This is a genomic window from Chitinophaga rhizophila, from assembly GCF_019492185.1.
In the GTDB taxonomy this organism is placed as follows: Bacteria; Bacteroidota; Bacteroidia; order Chitinophagales; family Chitinophagaceae; genus Chitinophaga; species Chitinophaga rhizophila.
Window position 1 is genome coordinate 1,699,941 of the sequence record NZ_JAICCF010000001.1, and the last position, 17,731, is coordinate 1,717,671.

Consider the following 17,731-nt stretch of genomic DNA (forward strand, 5'->3'; position numbering starts at 1 on the left):
TGAGCGGTAATCAGTCCTTCATCGACGCCTTGATTCTTGCAGACAGGGGCGTCGCCTGTGCTGCACTTTCTATCTGCCGGATGGCTTCCAGCACCAGGCTGCTCTGCTTATGCTCCTTGGTCAACTCCTCCATGGCTGTACTAATAGCTTCCCATATGGGTTGCACCTGGTGTAGTAACTCCTCTCCTTTTTTGCTGAGCATCACTAACTGCCGGCGACCATCATCCGGACAGGGAGCAGTACGTACCAGCCCTTTCTTTTTCAGGTTAGTAACCAGCTGACTGACAGCCGAATGAGATACTTCCAGCTGTTCGGCAATATCAATCAAAGGGATATTCTGCTGCTTTGACAGGATATAAAAAACGGGGAACCAACTGGCATCAAAGGCAATACCAGCCTGCTCATACACTTTATTCACCTCCATGAGGAAGTATTCACTCAACCGCCTCAGACGGCTCCCAAAAACCAGATATCCCAACGATGCGTAAAAGCTCATAATAAAATTATATAAGCACTTATATAATTAGGTACAATAATAAGGAATTTCTCAATTCCTTATCAAATTTCTATAGAAAGGCGATGGCCTTTGCCTGTCGTTATTTCTTCCTTACGTCGAACCAAACAGGAGACGAATCAGTCACATCACCATTATAGTTGATGCTCAGTTCTTCCCCTTTTTTAATTTCCCTGCGGGTGATGATACTCATCGTTTCAGCTTCAAAATCCATTTCGTACTCACAGTTAGGTTCGTAAGAGTGGTTGTAGATGGAACAAAGACCAAGCGCAATGCAGGAGCGGGTTTCCCTTACGCCCCATAAGAAAATGTAATTGTGCAGTTTCGTTTTATCGACAATCTCGGTATCATCGTAAGACAAAACAAGTACAGGCGAAGTTTCAATGCGGGTACCGGCAGGTATTCTTTCTTTAGTAAAAACGCCGCGGCCTTTGCCTTTTGTCTTGTCTACGTATAAATATGGCTTGATCATAATAATGTGTAAAGGAACCGTAAAATAAAGGTAAAGCAGGAAGTTATCAAAATCATGTGTAAAATTTTTACGTTTGTAGAAATGTATAGTATAATATATGATCGACTACAACCCTAAGGCCTGGTTCACCTTTATATTCCGCTTTCATAAAGCAGATACGGTCAGGAAGCTGATACCCATGTTTATAGCTTTGTCTGCCTACTCTGCACTGATCGCATTCCTCGAACTGGAGCTCCTGCATCTGTCCCCCAATAGCGACCTCAAACAAGTAACCCTGGTCCACTCCTTACTTGGCTTTGTTATCTCACTGCTACTGGTGTTCCGCACCAATTCGGCTTATGACCGCTGGTGGGAAGGACGAAAGTTATGGGGATCGCTGGTGAACAACTCCCGCAACCTGGCGCTGAAATTGAATGCCATACTACCGGCTTCCAATACGGCTTCCCGTGAGTACTTCAGGATGATGATCGGCAACTACCCCTTCAGCCTGAAGAACCATCTGCGTAACAAGTATATCCCGGAAGAATTTCAACAGGCCGAGCGTATGCAGCTGCAGCCAGAGAAGCATGTGCCTAACCAGATTGCTGCACAGATCATGGTTCATGTCCACGAACTGTACCGTCAGGGACAGATCAGCGGGGAACAGTTACTCAGTCTCAACCCGGAGCTGTTATCCTTTACTGATATATGCGGTGCCTGTGAACGGATCAAGAATACCCCTATTCCTTTTTCTTACAGCATATTCATTAAAAAGTTTATCTTTTTCTTTGTAATGACCCTGCCGATTGGCTATGTATTCACCCTGCACTACCTCATCATACCAGTTGTCGTATTCGTTTTCTACGTGCTGGCCAGTCTTGAGCTGATTGCGGAAGAGATAGAAGACCCCTTTGGATTTGACGCCAACGACCTTCCTACAGATACGATTTCGGGCAATATCCGCAAACATGTGGCAGAGATATTGTAATGTAGGACCTCAACTTTCTTTAATTTCGCCTCACTGACAGCATTTTGGACTATGGAAAATGAAGCTTTACAGGAAAAATTCGAGACGCTGGTCGCTGAGCAGAACTTCCCGGAACTGAAGGTATACCTGGATGACCAGTTAATCACAGATATCGCCGAGCTCATTCATGAGTTGCCGGAACATGCCGACATTATCATGAATCAGCTGTCGATAGGCAGAGCTGCCGCAGCTTTCAGAATCCTGGAGTTTCATGCACAGGAAGATGTAATCCGGGAGCTGCCAGCCGCTAAAGTAGCCGAACTGCTGAACGAACTACCCGCGGATGACCGTACGGCATTCCTGGGTGAACTGCACAGTGATGTAGTAAAAGAACTGATTAAACTACTCGATCCTGAGGAACTGAAGATTACGCTAAGCCTGCTGGGTTACCCTGAGACCAGTGTAGGCCGTATGATGACGCCCGACTACATTGCAGTAAGGGAAGAATGGACAGTGAAAGAGGTGCTGCGTTATATCAGGGAATATGGCAGGGACAGTGAAACGATTGACGTAATCTATGTGGTAGACGAAAAGGGTAAACTGATTGATGACTTCCGTATCAGGGAGTTCCTGCTGGTAGCACCCGAAACAGTCGTGCATACATTGATGGATGACCGCTTTGTAGCCCTGCATGTGAATGATGACCAGGAGGAAGCTATCCAGGTGTTCCGTATGGAGAACCGCGTGGCATTGCCGGTGGTAGATGATGAAGGCATTCTGCTGGGTATTATTACCATTGACGACATCCTCTGGATAGCCAATGAAGAACATACGGAAGATGTACAGCGTATTGGTGGTACCGAGGCGCTGGATGAACCTTACCTGGACATTCCCCTGTTGAAACTGCTGAAGAAAAGGATAGGCTGGCTGATCGTTCTCTTTATCGGAGAAATGCTCACAGCCACAGCAATGGGCTTCTTTGAAGATGAAATTGCCAAAGCAGTCGTACTTGCCCTTTTTGTACCATTAATCATCTCCAGCGGTGGTAATAGCGGTTCCCAGGCATCCACCCTGATTATACAGGCCATGGCGCTGGGCGAGATTACAATATCAGACTGGTGGAGCGTGATGCGCAGAGAAATTATTTCCGGCCTGTTGCTGGGCAGTGTGCTCGGATTGATAGGCTTCATTCGTATCTTGCTGTGGAACTCATTCTTCCATACCTATGGTGAACATACCGTACTGATTGGCCTGACCGTCGGACTATCACTGATTGGTGTGGTACTGTGGGGAACCCTTTCAGGATCCATGTTACCACTGATATTGAAAAGACTTGGGGCTGATCCGGCTACATCATCAGCGCCTTTCGTAGCAACGCTGGTAGACGTGACTGGTTTGCTCATCTATTTCTCTGTCGCTTTCGCCCTTATGAAAGGGATTTTATTGTAGTTAAAAAAGCCCTGACAAGCGATCAAGTCCACCTCATGTCCGCATCTTATTCGTACTCAATACGTTACGACGCCTAAACGTGCCCTTTCGGACACCTAACATATTCATTATCAATAGGGTTACTGACCCGGACTTAGTGGACAATTAACCGGAATAGTAGAAGGACATCAACCTTTGCTATTCCGGTTTTTTTAATCCAGGTAATTAAACCGTTTTACCCGCACACTATCTCTGAACTTACGCACCACAAACATATGTCCGTAGTCATTGCCGGCAACGGCCTCCGTCTTTGGCTTTGCCTTCAGTGAATGCATAATGGGAATGAGGCGGTGGTGATCGCTGATGATCAACAGCTTTTTACCCCAGTCGTTATGCCGGGTGATCTCATACAATAATCCTTCTCCAAGTGAATCTGTTACGTAGGAAGCCGTATCCAGGCTAAGATACTGGCAGATAGAATCGGCAGTCTGCATACTGCTGATATGACGTGTGAAGTATACTTTCTGAATACCGGAATCCTGCAGCTTTCTGTACAATGCTCCGGCCTGCTGCTGCCCTGTTTCGCTGAGGGCTGCATCTTCGCCGGACGCCTGTTCTGCGTGACCTACAAGGAAGAAAGTGCCCGTGAGAAATGTGCTGTCTTCTGCAACCGGTACCGGCTGCCGCTCGGGCAAGGGTTGTTCACATGCCAGACAGCATAGTAATAGTATTACAACGTATCTCATAGGACCTTTGATTCGGTTAAAGCATACAAATTACGTATTTTCTCAGCAGGCATACAATTTGATAAATCCGGGTAGCCCCGATCTCATAAGTAATGGTACTTAAGCTGACAACCAGATGAGCATCATTTTGTTATTCTGGGTCATTATTCGCAATCTTTTATACGTTTTTCACATTTTTTATACAACTTGCACGCTTTATCCATGTAAAACTGAAAAACATTTATGTGCGGAATAGTCGCTTATATAGGCCAGCGAGAAGCCTACCCCATCGTATTGAAAGGATTAAAGAGATTAGAATACCGCGGTTATGACAGTGCAGGTGTAGCGCTGCTAAACGGAGGCCTTAAGGTGTATAAAAAGAAAGGAAAAGTAGCGGAACTGGAAGACTACCTCAGCGGAAAAGATGTACACAGCCATATTGCAATTGGTCACACCAGATGGGCTACCCATGGAGAACCCAGTGATCGCAACTCCCATCCTCATACTTCGGGCAACGGCAAACTAGCCATGATACACAATGGTATCATTGAGAACTATTCCCAGCTTAAACAGGAGCTGCTGAAAAAAGGCCATATCTTCAAAAGCGATACAGATACTGAAGTACTCATTCACTTCATCGAAGAAATACAGGAAAGCAATCAATGCGGACTCGAAGAAGCCCTGCGTATTGCTTTGAAAAGAGTTGTAGGCGCTTATGTAATCGTGATTGTAGACCAGGATAACCCTGATACACTGATCGCTGCCCGTAAGGGTAGTCCGCTGGTGATCGGGGTAGGGAAAGGCGAACACTTCCTGGCCTCAGATGCTTCTCCTATCGTAGAATATACAAAGGAAGTGGTTTACGTGAATGACTATGAAATTGCTATTATCAAGGCAGATGAACTGATCCTGAAAAACATCTCCAACGAACGTCAGACGCCTTACATTCAGAAACTGGACATAGAACTGGCAGCTATCGAAAAAGGCGGATACGATCACTTCATGATCAAAGAGATATTCGAGCAGCCACAAACTATCTTTGACAGTCTGCGCGGACGTCTGGATGCCAAACGTGGTACGCTTACATTAGGTGGTATACGTGAACATGCAGCTTTACTCAGCAAGGCAAAACGTATCATCATCGTTGCCTGTGGCACATCCTGGCATGCAGGCCTGGTTGCTGAATACATGATAGAGGAGCTTTGCCGCATACCAGTGGAAGTAGAATATGCCTCTGAGTTCCGTTACCGCAATCCGGTCGTAGGCGAAGGAGATGTGATCATTGCCGTATCGCAGTCAGGCGAAACTGCTGACACGCTCGTAGCTATTGAAAGTGCCAAAAAGAAAGGCGCTATCATCCTGGGTGTATGTAATGTTGTAGGTTCATCCATTGCACGTATATCAGATGCTGGCGCTTACACACATGCTGGTCCGGAGATAGGCGTAGCCAGTACCAAAGCATTCACTGCGCAACTAGCTGTATTATGTATGATCGGACTGAAAGTAGCACAGGAAAAAGGCAGCATTACTGCACAACGCCTGCAACACCTGCTAGGTGAGCTGGAGGCTATTCCGGATAAAGTAGCAGCGACGCTGAAACTGAACGATCAGATCAAACAGATTGCTGATAAATATAAAGATGCCCGTGACTTCCTCTACCTGGGAAGAGGGTACAATTTCCCGGTAGCACTGGAAGGTGCATTAAAGCTGAAAGAGATTTCCTACATCCATGCAGAAGGCTATCCTGCTGCTGAGATGAAACATGGCCCTATTGCACTGGTAGATGAAAACCTGCCTGTTGTTTTTGTCGCTACGCATGACAGCTATTACGAGAAAGTAGTATCCAATATTCAGGAAATCAAGGCACGTAAAGGTAAAGTGATTGCTGTAGTTACAGAAGGCGATCAGACCATCCGCAGCATGGCCGATGACGTAATTGAAGTACCCGCAGCAGACGAGCTGGTAGCCCCTATTGTCTCTGTTATTCCGATGCAGCTGCTTGCATATCATATAGGTGTACTGAAAGGATTTGATGTGGATAAACCAAGGAATCTGGCGAAATCAGTAACCGTAGAATAATAACACTTCAACTCTTTTTTGATGAATGTAATACAGAAGAAGCCACTCACTGAGCTGGGCTACAATTTTGTAGCAGATTCTTATTTGCCGGAAGGTAAAGACGAGTATTACCTGCGGAACAGTCAACTGGGCAAACAACAAACCAACTACCGTAAATTAAGTGCGCTGGAAATTGAAATACTGGTGCGTAATGACAATACTTCTGACGACTGGAACAATATCTTTGTAGCCAATGAGTTCAGTCCGCAACTTGTTAAGCACTGCCATTTCTTTGGTGTAGTACGCATCGGGAAACTCGAGCCGTATTACCTGGAATTTCACAATCTCAGATTGCCAGTAGGATTGTATAACAGTACTATTTCATCGTGCGACTTCGGCGATAATGCAGTTATACACAACGTTAATTATCTCTCTCATTATATCATCGGTAATGAAGTCATCATTTGCAATGTAAATGAAATGATCACTACTGATCATGCCAAATTTGGTAATGGCATTGTAAAGGAGGGAGAATCTGAATCCCTGCGCATCTGGCTGGAGCTGTGTAATGAAAACGGTGGCAGAAGCGTGATGCCGTTTGATGGCATGCTGCCCGGCGATGCCTGGCTATGGACACGTAACCGGAATGATGCGGTTTTACAACAACAATTTAAGACATTCACAGAGAAACAATTTGACAAGAAACGCGGGTACTATGGCATGGTGGGCGACCGCAGCGTGATCAAGAATTGTAAGATTATTAAAGATGTTACTATTGGCACCGATGCTTATCTGAAAGGGGCCAATAAAATTAAGAATGTTACGATCAACAGTTCGGCAGACGCCACCAGCCAGATTGGTGAAGGCTGCGAATTGGTGAATGGTATTGTAGGTTATGGCTGCCGTGTATTCTATGGTGTGAAGGCAGTACGTTTTGTGATGGCCTCACATTCGCAGTTAAAATATGGTGCCCGCCTGATTAACTCCTATCTTGGCAACAATGCAACTATCTCCTGCTGTGAAGTACTTAATTCACTGATCTTCCCGGCGCATGAACAGCATCATAACAACTCATTCCTTTGTGCAGCACTGATCATGGGACAAAGTAATATGGCTGCCGGCGCAACGATCGGCTCTAACCATAATTCACGTGGCGCGGATGGGGAGGTAATTGCAGGACGCGGCTTCTGGCCGGGATTGTGTGTAAGTCTGAAACATAACTCACGCTTTGCCACTTTCACATTGATTGCGAAAGGCACTTACATGCATGAAATGGATGTACCCTATCCATTCAGCCTGGTATTAAATGACGATCAGCAGAATACACTGAAAATCATGACCGGGTATTGGTTCCTGCATAATATGTATGCGCTGGCCCGCAATTCCTGGAAGTATATTGACAGGGATAAACGTACGGATAAAACACAGCTGATAGAATATGATTACCTCGCGCCGGATAGTGTGGAAGAGATGATTCATGCGATGGCGCTGATGGAAATAGCTACCGGGCAGGCATGGTACGCCAGGCATGAACCGGAAGCAGGTTCATTGTCAGCACATGATGTACAGGAAAAAGGTAAAGAACTGCTGCAGCATGAACCGGAAGAAGTAGCGAGATTGCAGATCTATGCAGATAATGTGGAGAACAGTTCGCGGAAAGTGCAGCTGTTGAAGGTACACCGGTCATACCCGTTGTTTAAAGAGCTGATTAATCTATATGCAGTCCGCAATATCTTCGGCTATATTACTGCGGATACTTCACATAACTTTACATCGCTGCGCGGTATTGTGGAAACAGCCGAACGCGGCCCATGGCATAATGTAGGCGGGCAGCTCATGAAAGATGAAACACTGGCCAATCTGAAACAGCAGATACGGTCAGGAGATATTGGCAGCTGGAAACAGTTGCATGAGCACTACAGGCAAATCGGTGAGCACTATGCCCTGGATAAGTTACAGCATGCTATTGCATCATTGCTGTATGTGGAAGAGAAAAAGGCGAGAGATTTCACACCGGCTTTCCTGAAAAACTGCCTGGTGCAATCGCTGCATATGCAGACCTTTTTAACAGAAGGCATCTATGGCGCACGTGCAAAAGACTATCAGAATCCTTTCCGGCAGATGACATATGAGAATGAGGCAGAGATGGACGCAGTGATAGGTAAGCTGGATGACAATAGTTTTATACAGCAAACACTTGCTGACTTAGCAGCGTATAAGCAACAGGTAAGCGATGTGATAGCGCATTGGAAATTATAAGTTAGTCCGTAATCAGCACTTCGCTGAAGTCCTGATTTTTAATAAAGTTTTTATCCGTCAGTGTATTCAGGAACATGTACAATTGTCTTTGTTCCTTTGCATTCAGGGGAATACCGTTCTTCACAAGAGGATCAATGGTATTTCCTTTTTCCTGCCCGTGATCGTACATGTCAAATACCTGGAAGATATCGAAGAAACGGCCGTCATGCATATAGGGTGCGCTGACCAGTACATTGCGCAGCGAAGGGACTTTAAATTTGAGATAGTCGGCTGTATTATTGGTAATACGCATCCTGCCTACGTCGTTCATCGATGGCAGATAAGGTAAGCCATTATTGCGCAGGGAGTAATCTGTAAACAGCGGCGGTTTATGACAGGAGGCGCACTTCTGCATGAATGTGCGGTGGCCCCCCTCCTCTTCTGCTGTGAATTTAACCCCTGGTTCTTTGCGCATGACGCTGTCATATTTAGACTCAAATGACAGCATGATAGCCATGAATTGCGACAACGCCCGGAACATTCTTTCTGTAGTTACTTCCTCCGACCCATAGGCTGCTTTAAAAAGCCCTTTATAGGTCTTATTCCCCTGTAAACGGGTGATGAGCTCCCGCATATCCATCCCCATCTCATTTTCGTCTGTAATAGGCGTTAAAGGCTGAATATCGAGGTGATTGACTCCGCCATCCCACATAAAGTCCTTTTGCCAGATCAGGTTGAAAAGGGTAGGTACTGAGCGAACGCCGGTTCTTCCTAACACACCGTGGCTGAGGGCGTGATCGAAGTGGCCGAAGGCAGCGAACTGCTGGTGGCAGAATCCGCAGGAAACGGAGCTATCCAGGGATAGCTTCGGATCGTAGAACAGGTGTCGGCCCAGGGCAATACCTTCCTTTGTCAGCGGGTTCTTTTTGAAGTCATATACCGGCGGAGGCAGGCTGTCAGGAATTTTCAGCTGGTAGTATTCTACCACTGGCGCATGGGCGGTCAGCGTATCACGGGAGCTTCCCATGATCCATAACCACCCGCAGAAGGCAGCAAGCAGGTATATGGCCTTGCGGGTCATGCTTTATCTTCGATGTATTACTTCTTTAACGGTGAACATATGCTGATAATTGTCTGCTATTCTGTCGGCAATAGTACCTGGGGCCATGAATCCGGCTGTTTGTCTGAAGCTGATCTTATGCAATCCGTCAAACCAGGTAGCGGCATCGGCCTCTAAACTGACCTGGGGGGTATGCCTGGCGCTGACAGTTACCGGTGTGGGCAATTCCAGGGTTACCAGCCGCTGCGTAACGTGTGGCGCTCTATATCCACCGATATGGAACTGAATCATGTGATTAGGCAGACGGGAAGAAGGAGAAAAGCCTTCCAGCTTAGCCATAATATAACCGCTGTTCCAGGTCCAGAACATGCCATACATAGGATCAAGCGCTCCTGACTGCGGGCCACTGAAATTTAACACACTATCCACCCCTATCATAAACGATAACCGCGTGTATTTGCCTGCAGGGCAGTTCTTTAGCAGCAGTTGTTTTGAGCGGGTACTATCCTCACTTACCAGGAAATATGCTTTTTCAGCATTCACTGCCTTTCCCGTTGCATCGGATAGCGTGAAATTACTGAGGTAATAGCGGAAGACAGTAATAGTGAAGGTATCTCCTGCGGCATTGTGGTATTCGGTGACTTTCAGCTGCATAGGCATATTGCCTACAACGTGACTAATATCCAGCCGCACCTGCTGCGCAGCTGTGCCCGTACAGGTAAACAGGAGAATCAGAATCAACAGGCGGTTCATAATACCCAAAGTAAGCGATTTTTTTTATTACCTTGTCGAAAGACCTATTAATAAACAGCTCATGACACAGGACATACAGCAGCAATACCCAGACCACTATCAATACATTCTCGACGCGACCAATGCCTCCGGATTCACCATGGCCTCTGACCCACTGACCTGCTCTTTGCTACGTACATTGGCGGCAGCAAAACCCTATGGCAGTTTTCTTGAGCTGGGTACAGGAACGGGCTTGTCCACCGCCTGGATATTAAATGGTATGGACAGAGAAAGCACATTAATTTCTGTGGATAATGCACAGGAGTACCTGGATATTGCTATCCGTTTCCTGGGGGATGACAGCAGGATCAAACTGGTACATGCAGATGGCGGAGAATGGTTAAAAGAGAACCGGCGGAGGAAGTTTGATTTCATCTTTGCAGATACCTGGCATGGTAAGTACTTAATGCTGGAAGAAACGCTGGCTATGCTGAACAAGGGCGGACTATACATCATCGACGATATGCTGCCGCAGCCTAACTGGCCGGAAGGACATGCTGAAAAGGTCACCCAGCTGATTAAAGACCTGGAAGCGAGGGAGGATCTGTTAGTAACAAAACAAGTGTGGGCAACAGGAATAATTGTGGCAGTAAAGAGATAAAAAAAGAGCGTACCGGGTGGTACGCCCTTTCTGTTTTATATGCATTAAGCTTTAGTGTGCGCGGTCAAGCTTATGACCTTTCGCACCAAACCATACCACTACTGCAAAGCAGATCAGGGGCAGGATGTATGCCATCTGGATATTTGAGTTGTCAGAGATCAATCCCATAAGCGGAGGGAATATAGCACCACCTACGATAGACATGATGATCAGTGAAGAACCAAACTTGGTATCTCCACCCAGTCCTTTGATACCGAGAGAGAAGATAGTCGGGAACATGATAGACATGAAAAACGGTACAGCCAATACGGTCCAAACGGCTATTTGTCCTTTGGTAGTCATTGCGATAAGGAGCAGCAGTACATTGATCAGGCCATAAGCAGCCAATAGCACCTGCGGTTTCATTTTACGCATCAGGAAGGTGCCGAAGAAACGACCGATCATAAAGCCGAGACCAGCTACAGAGCCCAGCAATACAGCGGCATCTTTCTCACCTATATCAGCAGTATATTTTGCAAAACGGATAAAGAAGGCATTTACGCCTACCTGGCCACCGATATAAAAGAACATAGTCACCACGGCCGCAATCAGGTGTTTATGCCTGAAGATGCTGCCTTTTTCATTAGCGGTAGCGTCTACCTGCTCATCCTGTTGCTCAGTTACTTCAGGCATCTTTGTAACCACAAAAAGCAGGGCTATCAGTAATACAACGATGCCGATAATGAGGTATGGTACTTTTACCGTACTTGCCTCGCCGATCAGGTATTGTTGTAATGCGTCCGGAGACATAGCGTTGAGTTGTGCCTCAGTAAGCTCTGTACCCGAAAGAATAAATCTTGCCCCTAATATCGGAGCGATCATAGCACCTACGCCGTTAAATGACTGTGCAAGATTCAGACGAGTAGTGGCTGTTTCCGGGCTACCTAATACAGATACGTAAGGATTAGCAGCAGTTTCCAGGAATGTAAGGCCAGATGCGATGATAAACAGCGCTCCCAGGAAAAAGTTATAATCGCGGGTACTGGCGGCCGGAAGGAATAGAAATGCTCCCACAGCATACAGGCAGAGGCCGAAGATTATACCAGCTTTATATCCGAATTTCTTCATTACCGCGCCTGCAGGTAATGCCATCAGGAAGTAGGCAGCAAATACGGCAGAGTCAATGAACGCCGATTGCATGTCAGTTAACTGACAGGCCTTCTTCAGATGAGGAATCAGGATAGGGCTCATATTATGAATCAGCGCCCAGAGGAAAAATAAACTCGTTACCAGTATAAAAGGAAACAGGTAACTCTTCTTTGTATCGATGTTTGCCTTAACTGTGGAAGTGGGCATTGCGGCTCCGGCCATAAGTATAATTTATAAGATGAAAAGTGCTGTTGGCAACTAGCTAATGGATCTGTCGAGGTGTGTGTAACCACCATCTACATAAACGATCTGACCGGTAGTGTGAGAAGATACGCCTGACAGCAGGAATACTGTCATATTAGCGATTTCCTCTGAGGTGGTCATACGTTGTTCATATGGTATTTTTGCAACGATGGAAGCCAGCTTTTCTTTCGGATTAGGTAAAGAGTTGATCCAGGTTTCATACAGCGGCGTCCATACTTCGGCAGGAATAACGGTATTCACGCGTACACCGTAAGGCAGCAGTTCAACTGCCCATTCGCGGGTCAGCGCATTGATACCACCTTTGGAAGCTGCATAACCGGAAGTTTTACCCTGGCCGGTATCTGCTACTTTGGAACCGATATTCACAATATTTCCTTTGCTCTGCTTCAGGTAAGGCAGTGCATAGTGTGCGAGGTTGTAGTAATGGGAGATGTTTTTCTGCAAGGAAGCCATGAACTTCTCCGGGCTACCGCTTTCCAGTCCAACACCGTCATTTACACCGGCATTGTTCACCAGGCCATCAATACGGCCAAAGCGTTGTGCGGTAAATTCGATCACCTTTTTACAGGCTTCTGCTTCACCCAGTTCGGCTGTTACTTCTACTGCCTGTCCGCCGGCAGCTACAATTGCAGCCACTGTCTTTTCATTATCGGCAGTACTTCTACCGGCAACCACTGTAATGCCGCCTTCAGCTGCTATCAGTTTTGAGATAGCCTCACCAATACCCTTTGCACCTCCTGTTACTATAAATACTTTATCTTTTAATCCCAGATCCATGTCAGTAGTTTGAATAATTTAAAATATGTGCAGGTACTACAGACTGTAGAACCTGACAGCGTTTCCGCCCATGATGCCGGCTCTTTCCGTAGCAGAAAGGCGGCTGATATAATCGGTGATAATTGCCTTCACTTGTGTATAGCTGGCTGCTACTTTACATACCGGCCAGTCGGAACCAAACATCAGGCGTTCGGGGCCGAAAGCATCCAATACCACATCGAGGAAAGGCTCGAAGTGAGCGGGTTCCCATTTCTGCCAGTCTGCTTCAGTAACCAGTCCGCTTAATTTGCAATATACGTTTGGCTGTTGGGCAATTGCCCTCATATGAGTTTCCCAGGCACTGATATCACGTGTTTTGAAGTATGGTTTGGCCATATGGTCTATTACCAACCGCTGATCAGGAAACTGTTGTACAAAGGCCGCTACTGCGGGTAATTGTACGGGATAAACCAGTATATCGTATGTGAAATTATGTGCAGCCAGCGCCCTGATACCTTCGCAGAAATCTTTCCTGAGAATAAATGCCGGATCGGGTTCTCCCTGTACAATGTGCCTGAAGCCTTTCAGTTTACCATATTGGCTGTAGTGGGCCAGTTTGTCTGAGAGGTTGTCTGCACGGAGGTCTACCCATCCTACAACGCCTTTAATAAAGGCATGTTGTGCAGCGAGATCCAGCAGGAAGCCGGTTTCAGTTTCGGACTGGTCTGCCTGTACAGCGACACAGCCGTCCACACCGTTCTCCTGTAATACAGGCAGCAGGTGGTGTGGCAGGAAATCTTCCTGTATCACTTTCATATCATCAGTGATCCAGGCATCCTTTACAGGGTGGTATTGCCAGAAATGCTGGTGTGCGTCTATAATCATTATTTCATAACGTTTTTCTTCCTTATCAGTCTTGCTATAAAGCTATACTTCTTTCGTGCAATCGTCCTACATTACTGTAGTGAAAAGATCCTGTCCATCATCACCCATTTTTCACCAGGCTTAGCTACGGGTACAGCCTTCTGATATTTCCACATCAGCTGCTCCCATTCCTGTACTTTAGGGTTAGCCGCATCTGCCGCATCTTTTGCTTCAAAGGAGAAACTGTCGTTTACTTCCATGATCATAAAGAGGCGGTCCATGATACGGTATATCTCCATATTAGTAATGCCGGCGTCGATGATACTCTTCTTTATTTCAGGCCATATCTCACGGTGATAGGCTTCGTATTCAGCTATCAGCGCAGGATCATTAACCAGATCAAGCGCTAAGCAATATCGATTCATAATAATTGGAAATTAGCAATCAGGCATCAGGAAGCATAAGTAGCTTCCTGATGCCTGACTTTTTTATTTAAATGCTACGGCCGTCTGTTTAGAAGAACCCAGTCCGTCTATACCCAGCTCTATCACATCTCCTGCTTTGATATACACCTGCGGATTCATACCCAGGCCTACACCTGCCGGAGTACCGGTAGAGATCACATCGCCCGGGAGCAGGGTCATGAACTGGCTCAGGTAAGATACCAGGAAAGGTATTTTGAATATCAGGTTAGCAGTGGTACCATCCTGCATAGTCTTACCATTTACAGTAAGCCAGAGGCGCAGGTTATCCACATCTTTAATTTCATCTTTGGTTACCAGCCAAGGGCCTAAAGGACCGAAAGTGTCGCAGCTTTTACCTTTTACCCACTGACCACCACGTTCCAGCTGGAAAGCACGCTCGCTATAGTCATTGTGTAATGCGTAACCAGCCACATACTCAAGTGCATCTTTCTCTTCTACATAGCTGGCCTTTTTGCCAATTACTACTGCTAGTTCCACTTCCCAGTCAGTTTTCTCGCTATTGCGTGGAATGATCAGGTCATCATTAGGACCTACCAGGGAAGTAGTACTTTTGAAGAATACGATTGGCTCCTGTGGGATTGCTGCGTTGGTTTCTTTTGCGTGGTCAGCATAGTTCAGACCAATGCAGATGATTTTTGAAGGACGTGTAACAGGAGAACCGAAGCGGGTACCTGCAGGTACCTGCGGACAGCTACCGCTGTTTTTTTCCCACCAGGCAGCCAGTCTTTGCAGACCATCTGTTTCAAAGAATTTCTCACCGAAGTCTTCTCCAAATGCACTTACATCAAATGTACCTGCTTCTGTTACAATACCTGGCTTTTCTGCACCGGGTAAACCAAATCTGATCAGTTTCATATAATAATTTACTGTTTTAACTTAAATGCTGTGGACACCATTTTACCAGCGTCGCACTATCTTGATAATGTGTTGATCTGCAGACGGCCATTTTCTACCTTGATTTCATAGGTGTTAGTCAGCTTACCATCTTTTTCGAGTACTACAAAACACTGGTCCTTGTTAGTTTCTGACACGAGGATACCAGGGTTGAAACCGGCAGGTACTGCCTGTGACAATGTCCTGTTAGCACCAGCAAATTCAGTATATACATGTACTGAATCTTTAGACGCCAGCGGTACTATTTTTACGATGAAATCTGCAATGATCTGTCCTGATTTCAGGTTTTTGGTATAGGAGTTTTCCAGCTTTGCAGCACCAGCTGCACTGATCTTGCCTAAGCCAAGTTTATTTTCTGCATACTGCCACACGCCAGCCGGAGGAGTACCTACATGATTGATCTGCAGGAAACCTTTATCGTCCACACTTGCATGGTAGTAACGGGTAGTACGGTTTTGTTTCAGTACTCCAACGTAACAGCTGTTAGGCTTGTCCCACACCAGGCGGTAAAGGTCTTTTTCCTCTACATCTTTTGCCAGTGGCAATCTGAATTGTTTTTCCTTTGTTTTCCCGTCCAGTTCAAATACCAGTTTGATCTCAGTAGTATCGGTCACGGGGAATGAAACGCTTACTTTTCCTGCCGGTTCTACCGGCTGAAAAGCTTCTCCCGCAGAAGAGGTATCGTCCGTTTCAGCAGCCGAACCTTTCTCCTGTTGTGATCCGCAGGCAAAGAATAATGTTGCAATAAGTAGTAAAGACCAAGCTTTCATGGAATTATGCGTTGATTTACGAATGAGATATAAGAAAAGTGAGTTACGAATATAACCAATCCGCCATTCGTAAGCAGCATTTTACTATTCCTTAATTATTCAGCTTGATAAAGCCGCCGTCCAGCGGATAATCACATCCTGTAATGAATCCTGCTTCGGATGAACATAGGAATAATGCCAGTGTGCCCACCTCATCCGGCTTAGCCATACGGCCTATCGGTTGTGTTTTAGAGAGCTTTTCAAACATCTCCTGTTCCTTACCAGGATAGTTCTTAGCAATAAAACCATCCACAAATGGCGTATGTACGCGGGCCGGAGACACGCAGTTACAACGGATGCCATCGCTGATATAATCTTTTGCCACAGAAAGCGTCATTGTTAATACAGCGCCTTTACTCATAGAATACGCAAACCTGTCAGGAATACCTACGCTGGAAGCAATAGAAGCCACATTCAGGATCACTCCACCCTTTTGTTCTTTCATCTGTTTGATGACAGCATACATACAATTGTATGTACCTTTCACGTTCACGCTATATACCCTGTCAAGATCTTCCTCCGTGGTGGACTCCAGTTTGCCGACATGCGCAATACCGGCACAGTTCACAAGAATATCAATACGGCCTGCCGCTGCAATAATCTTGTCCATTGTACTTACAACAGCTGTCTGTTGCGCCACATTACAGGCATGTACCTGCGCAGTACCACCTTCAGCTGCGATTTCTGCTACCGTTTGCTTACCTCCGTCTTCATTCAATTCAATGATATGTACATTCGCGCCCTGCGCTGCAAATACCTTTGCTATAGCCTGCCCTATGCCGCTGCCACCACCGGTGATCACAGCCACTTTGTTATCTAATCTAAACAGGTTCATATTTTCCTTAATTTAAGGGTTCTAAAATAACCCTTTTACCAAGGCAAAAACTATCCTTTTTTACCAGTAACTTGTACTTTATTACCATATTTAGGTATTTTTAAATAAAAAACAGTTGAAAATCAATTACCCGATTGCCTGCATACCCGGTATACTCTTATTACATGTCATGCTGACAATAAGCGTCCTGACGGTAAAGGGACAACCGGTTCCGCAGAATAAATATGGACTGCCCGTTGTGCAAACTACCGCACATTATCAGCAACTGGTAGCGGCCGACAGTAACCAGGCATTGATTGATATTGCAGCCTATATTCCCGGCATACGTACAGACATCCGATATGCTACAGCAGACAACTTTACACATCAGGTATTGTACCCGTATGCAGCAGCCTACCTGAGGCTACCTGCTGCCAGGGCACTAAAGGCCGTGCAGGAAGAACTGAACAGGCAGGGACTTGGACTACTGATATTTGATGCTTACCGTCCTTATAGTATTACGGAAAAGATGTGGGAGATTGTACCAGATGACCGCTATGCAGCTAATCCACGCAATGGCTCGGGACATAATCGCGGTGTCGCTGTAGACCTGACGCTGGTCAAGCTCCAAACCGGGCAACCAGTCGCTATGCCTACCGGTTTTGACGACTTTACAGAGAAAGCGCATCATGCGTATCCTGTGTCAGATACTATGATTGCTGCCAACAGGCAATTGTTAAGAAGTGTGATGGAGAAACATGGCTTTCTGCCTTTAACCACTGAATGGTGGCATTATTACCTCAAAACATATAAAGAATATCCGCTGATGGACATCCCGTTCAGTGGTATATAACAAAAAAGCCCTGTCAATGACAGGGCTTTT

18 protein-coding genes are annotated in these 17,731 nt (G+C 46.0%); 6 read left to right on the plus strand and 12 right to left on the minus strand.

Going from position 1 to position 17,731, the window contains the following annotated elements:
* Window positions 1-10: 10 nt before the first annotated feature.
* Both K1Y79_RS06305 and K1Y79_RS06310 read right to left on the minus strand, forming a co-directional pair.
* Window positions 11-496: a MarR family winged helix-turn-helix transcriptional regulator gene (locus K1Y79_RS06305; protein ID WP_220249149.1), complete on the minus strand. Its 486-nt coding sequence runs from the start codon at window positions 494-496 to the stop codon at window positions 11-13.
* Between the two features lie 100 nt (window positions 497-596).
* Window positions 597-986: an SET domain-containing protein gene (locus K1Y79_RS06310; protein ID WP_220249150.1), complete on the minus strand. Its 390-nt coding sequence runs from the start codon at window positions 984-986 to the stop codon at window positions 597-599.
* A 97-nt stretch (window positions 987-1,083) separates the two neighbouring features.
* Between K1Y79_RS06310 and K1Y79_RS06315 the strand changes: the two genes are divergently transcribed.
* Both K1Y79_RS06315 and mgtE read left to right on the plus strand, forming a co-directional pair.
* Window positions 1,084-1,953 carry a bestrophin family protein gene (locus K1Y79_RS06315; RefSeq protein ID WP_220249151.1) on the plus strand — a complete coding sequence of 290 codons (870 nt, stop codon included), beginning with the start codon at window positions 1,084-1,086 and terminating at the stop codon, window positions 1,951-1,953.
* Between the two features lie 51 nt (window positions 1,954-2,004).
* Window positions 2,005-3,381, plus strand: coding sequence for a magnesium transporter (mgtE, locus tag K1Y79_RS06320; RefSeq protein WP_220249152.1), 1,377 nt, complete (start codon window positions 2,005-2,007; stop codon window positions 3,379-3,381).
* Window positions 3,382-3,572: 191 nt separating this feature from the next.
* Here mgtE and K1Y79_RS06325 read toward each other — a convergent pair whose 3' ends face one another.
* On the minus strand, window positions 3,573-4,106 hold the full coding sequence (locus K1Y79_RS06325) for a histidine phosphatase family protein (RefSeq protein ID WP_220249153.1): 534 nt from the start codon (window positions 4,104-4,106) through the stop codon (window positions 3,573-3,575).
* Window positions 4,107-4,328: 222 nt separating this feature from the next.
* Here K1Y79_RS06325 and glmS point away from each other — a divergent pair, with 222 nt between their 5' ends.
* Together glmS and K1Y79_RS06335 are read left to right on the plus strand one after the other, a co-directional pair.
* Window positions 4,329-6,164: a glutamine--fructose-6-phosphate transaminase (isomerizing) gene (gene glmS, locus K1Y79_RS06330; RefSeq protein WP_220249154.1), complete on the plus strand. Its 1,836-nt coding sequence runs from the start codon at window positions 4,329-4,331 to the stop codon at window positions 6,162-6,164.
* Between the two features lie 21 nt (window positions 6,165-6,185).
* Window positions 6,186-8,402, plus strand: coding sequence for a DUF4954 family protein (locus K1Y79_RS06335; protein ID WP_220249155.1), 2,217 nt, complete (start codon window positions 6,186-6,188; stop codon window positions 8,400-8,402).
* Between the two features lies 1 nt (window position 8,403).
* Here the strand turns inward: K1Y79_RS06335 and K1Y79_RS06340 are convergent, their stop codons facing one another.
* Together K1Y79_RS06340 and K1Y79_RS06345 are read right to left on the minus strand one after the other, a co-directional pair.
* Entirely contained in the window at window positions 8,404-9,462 is a 1,059-nt protein-coding gene (locus tag K1Y79_RS06340; protein WP_220249156.1) for a cytochrome-c peroxidase, read from the minus strand.
* Window positions 9,463-9,465: 3 nt separating this feature from the next.
* Window positions 9,466-10,194, minus strand: a complete 729-nt coding sequence (locus tag K1Y79_RS06345) for an MbnP family protein (protein WP_220249157.1) — start codon at window positions 10,192-10,194, stop codon at window positions 9,466-9,468.
* 61 nt (window positions 10,195-10,255) lie between these two features.
* Between K1Y79_RS06345 and K1Y79_RS06350 the strand changes: the two genes are divergently transcribed.
* Complete coding sequence (locus K1Y79_RS06350) at window positions 10,256-10,834, plus strand: O-methyltransferase (protein ID WP_220249158.1); 579 nt, start codon at window positions 10,256-10,258, stop codon at window positions 10,832-10,834.
* Between the two features lie 51 nt (window positions 10,835-10,885).
* Here K1Y79_RS06350 and fucP read toward each other — a convergent pair whose 3' ends face one another.
* From fucP to K1Y79_RS06385, 7 genes are all read right to left on the minus strand, one after another.
* Window positions 10,886-12,184: an L-fucose:H+ symporter permease gene (fucP, locus tag K1Y79_RS06355; RefSeq protein WP_220249159.1), complete on the minus strand. Its 1,299-nt coding sequence runs from the start codon at window positions 12,182-12,184 to the stop codon at window positions 10,886-10,888.
* Window positions 12,185-12,220: 36 nt separating this feature from the next.
* Window positions 12,221-13,003 carry an SDR family oxidoreductase gene (locus tag K1Y79_RS06360; RefSeq protein ID WP_220249160.1) on the minus strand — a complete coding sequence of 261 codons (783 nt, stop codon included), beginning with the start codon at window positions 13,001-13,003 and terminating at the stop codon, window positions 12,221-12,223.
* Window positions 13,004-13,039: 36 nt separating this feature from the next.
* Window positions 13,040-13,867, minus strand: coding sequence for an amidohydrolase family protein (locus tag K1Y79_RS06365; protein WP_220249161.1), 828 nt, complete (start codon window positions 13,865-13,867; stop codon window positions 13,040-13,042).
* Window positions 13,868-13,938: 71 nt separating this feature from the next.
* A complete protein-coding gene (locus tag K1Y79_RS06370) occupies window positions 13,939-14,271 on the minus strand; it encodes an L-rhamnose mutarotase (RefSeq protein WP_220249162.1) in 333 nt (110 codons plus the stop codon).
* Window positions 14,272-14,334: 63 nt separating this feature from the next.
* Window positions 14,335-15,186, minus strand: a complete 852-nt coding sequence (locus K1Y79_RS06375; protein ID WP_220249163.1) for a fumarylacetoacetate hydrolase family protein — start codon at window positions 15,184-15,186, stop codon at window positions 14,335-14,337.
* A 56-nt stretch (window positions 15,187-15,242) separates the two neighbouring features.
* A complete protein-coding gene (locus K1Y79_RS06380; protein WP_220249164.1) occupies window positions 15,243-15,995 on the minus strand; it encodes a hypothetical protein in 753 nt (250 codons plus the stop codon).
* 91 nt (window positions 15,996-16,086) lie between these two features.
* The gene (locus tag K1Y79_RS06385) at window positions 16,087-16,869 is read right to left on the minus strand and encodes an SDR family NAD(P)-dependent oxidoreductase (RefSeq protein ID WP_220249165.1); all 783 of its coding nucleotides are present in this window, start codon (window positions 16,867-16,869) and stop codon (window positions 16,087-16,089) included.
* Between the two features lie 115 nt (window positions 16,870-16,984).
* On the opposite strand from K1Y79_RS06385, the gene K1Y79_RS06390 reads away from it, so the two are divergent.
* The gene (locus K1Y79_RS06390) at window positions 16,985-17,701 is read left to right on the plus strand and encodes a M15 family metallopeptidase (RefSeq protein WP_220249166.1); all 717 of its coding nucleotides are present in this window, start codon (window positions 16,985-16,987) and stop codon (window positions 17,699-17,701) included.
* Window positions 17,702-17,731 lie beyond the last annotated feature (30 nt).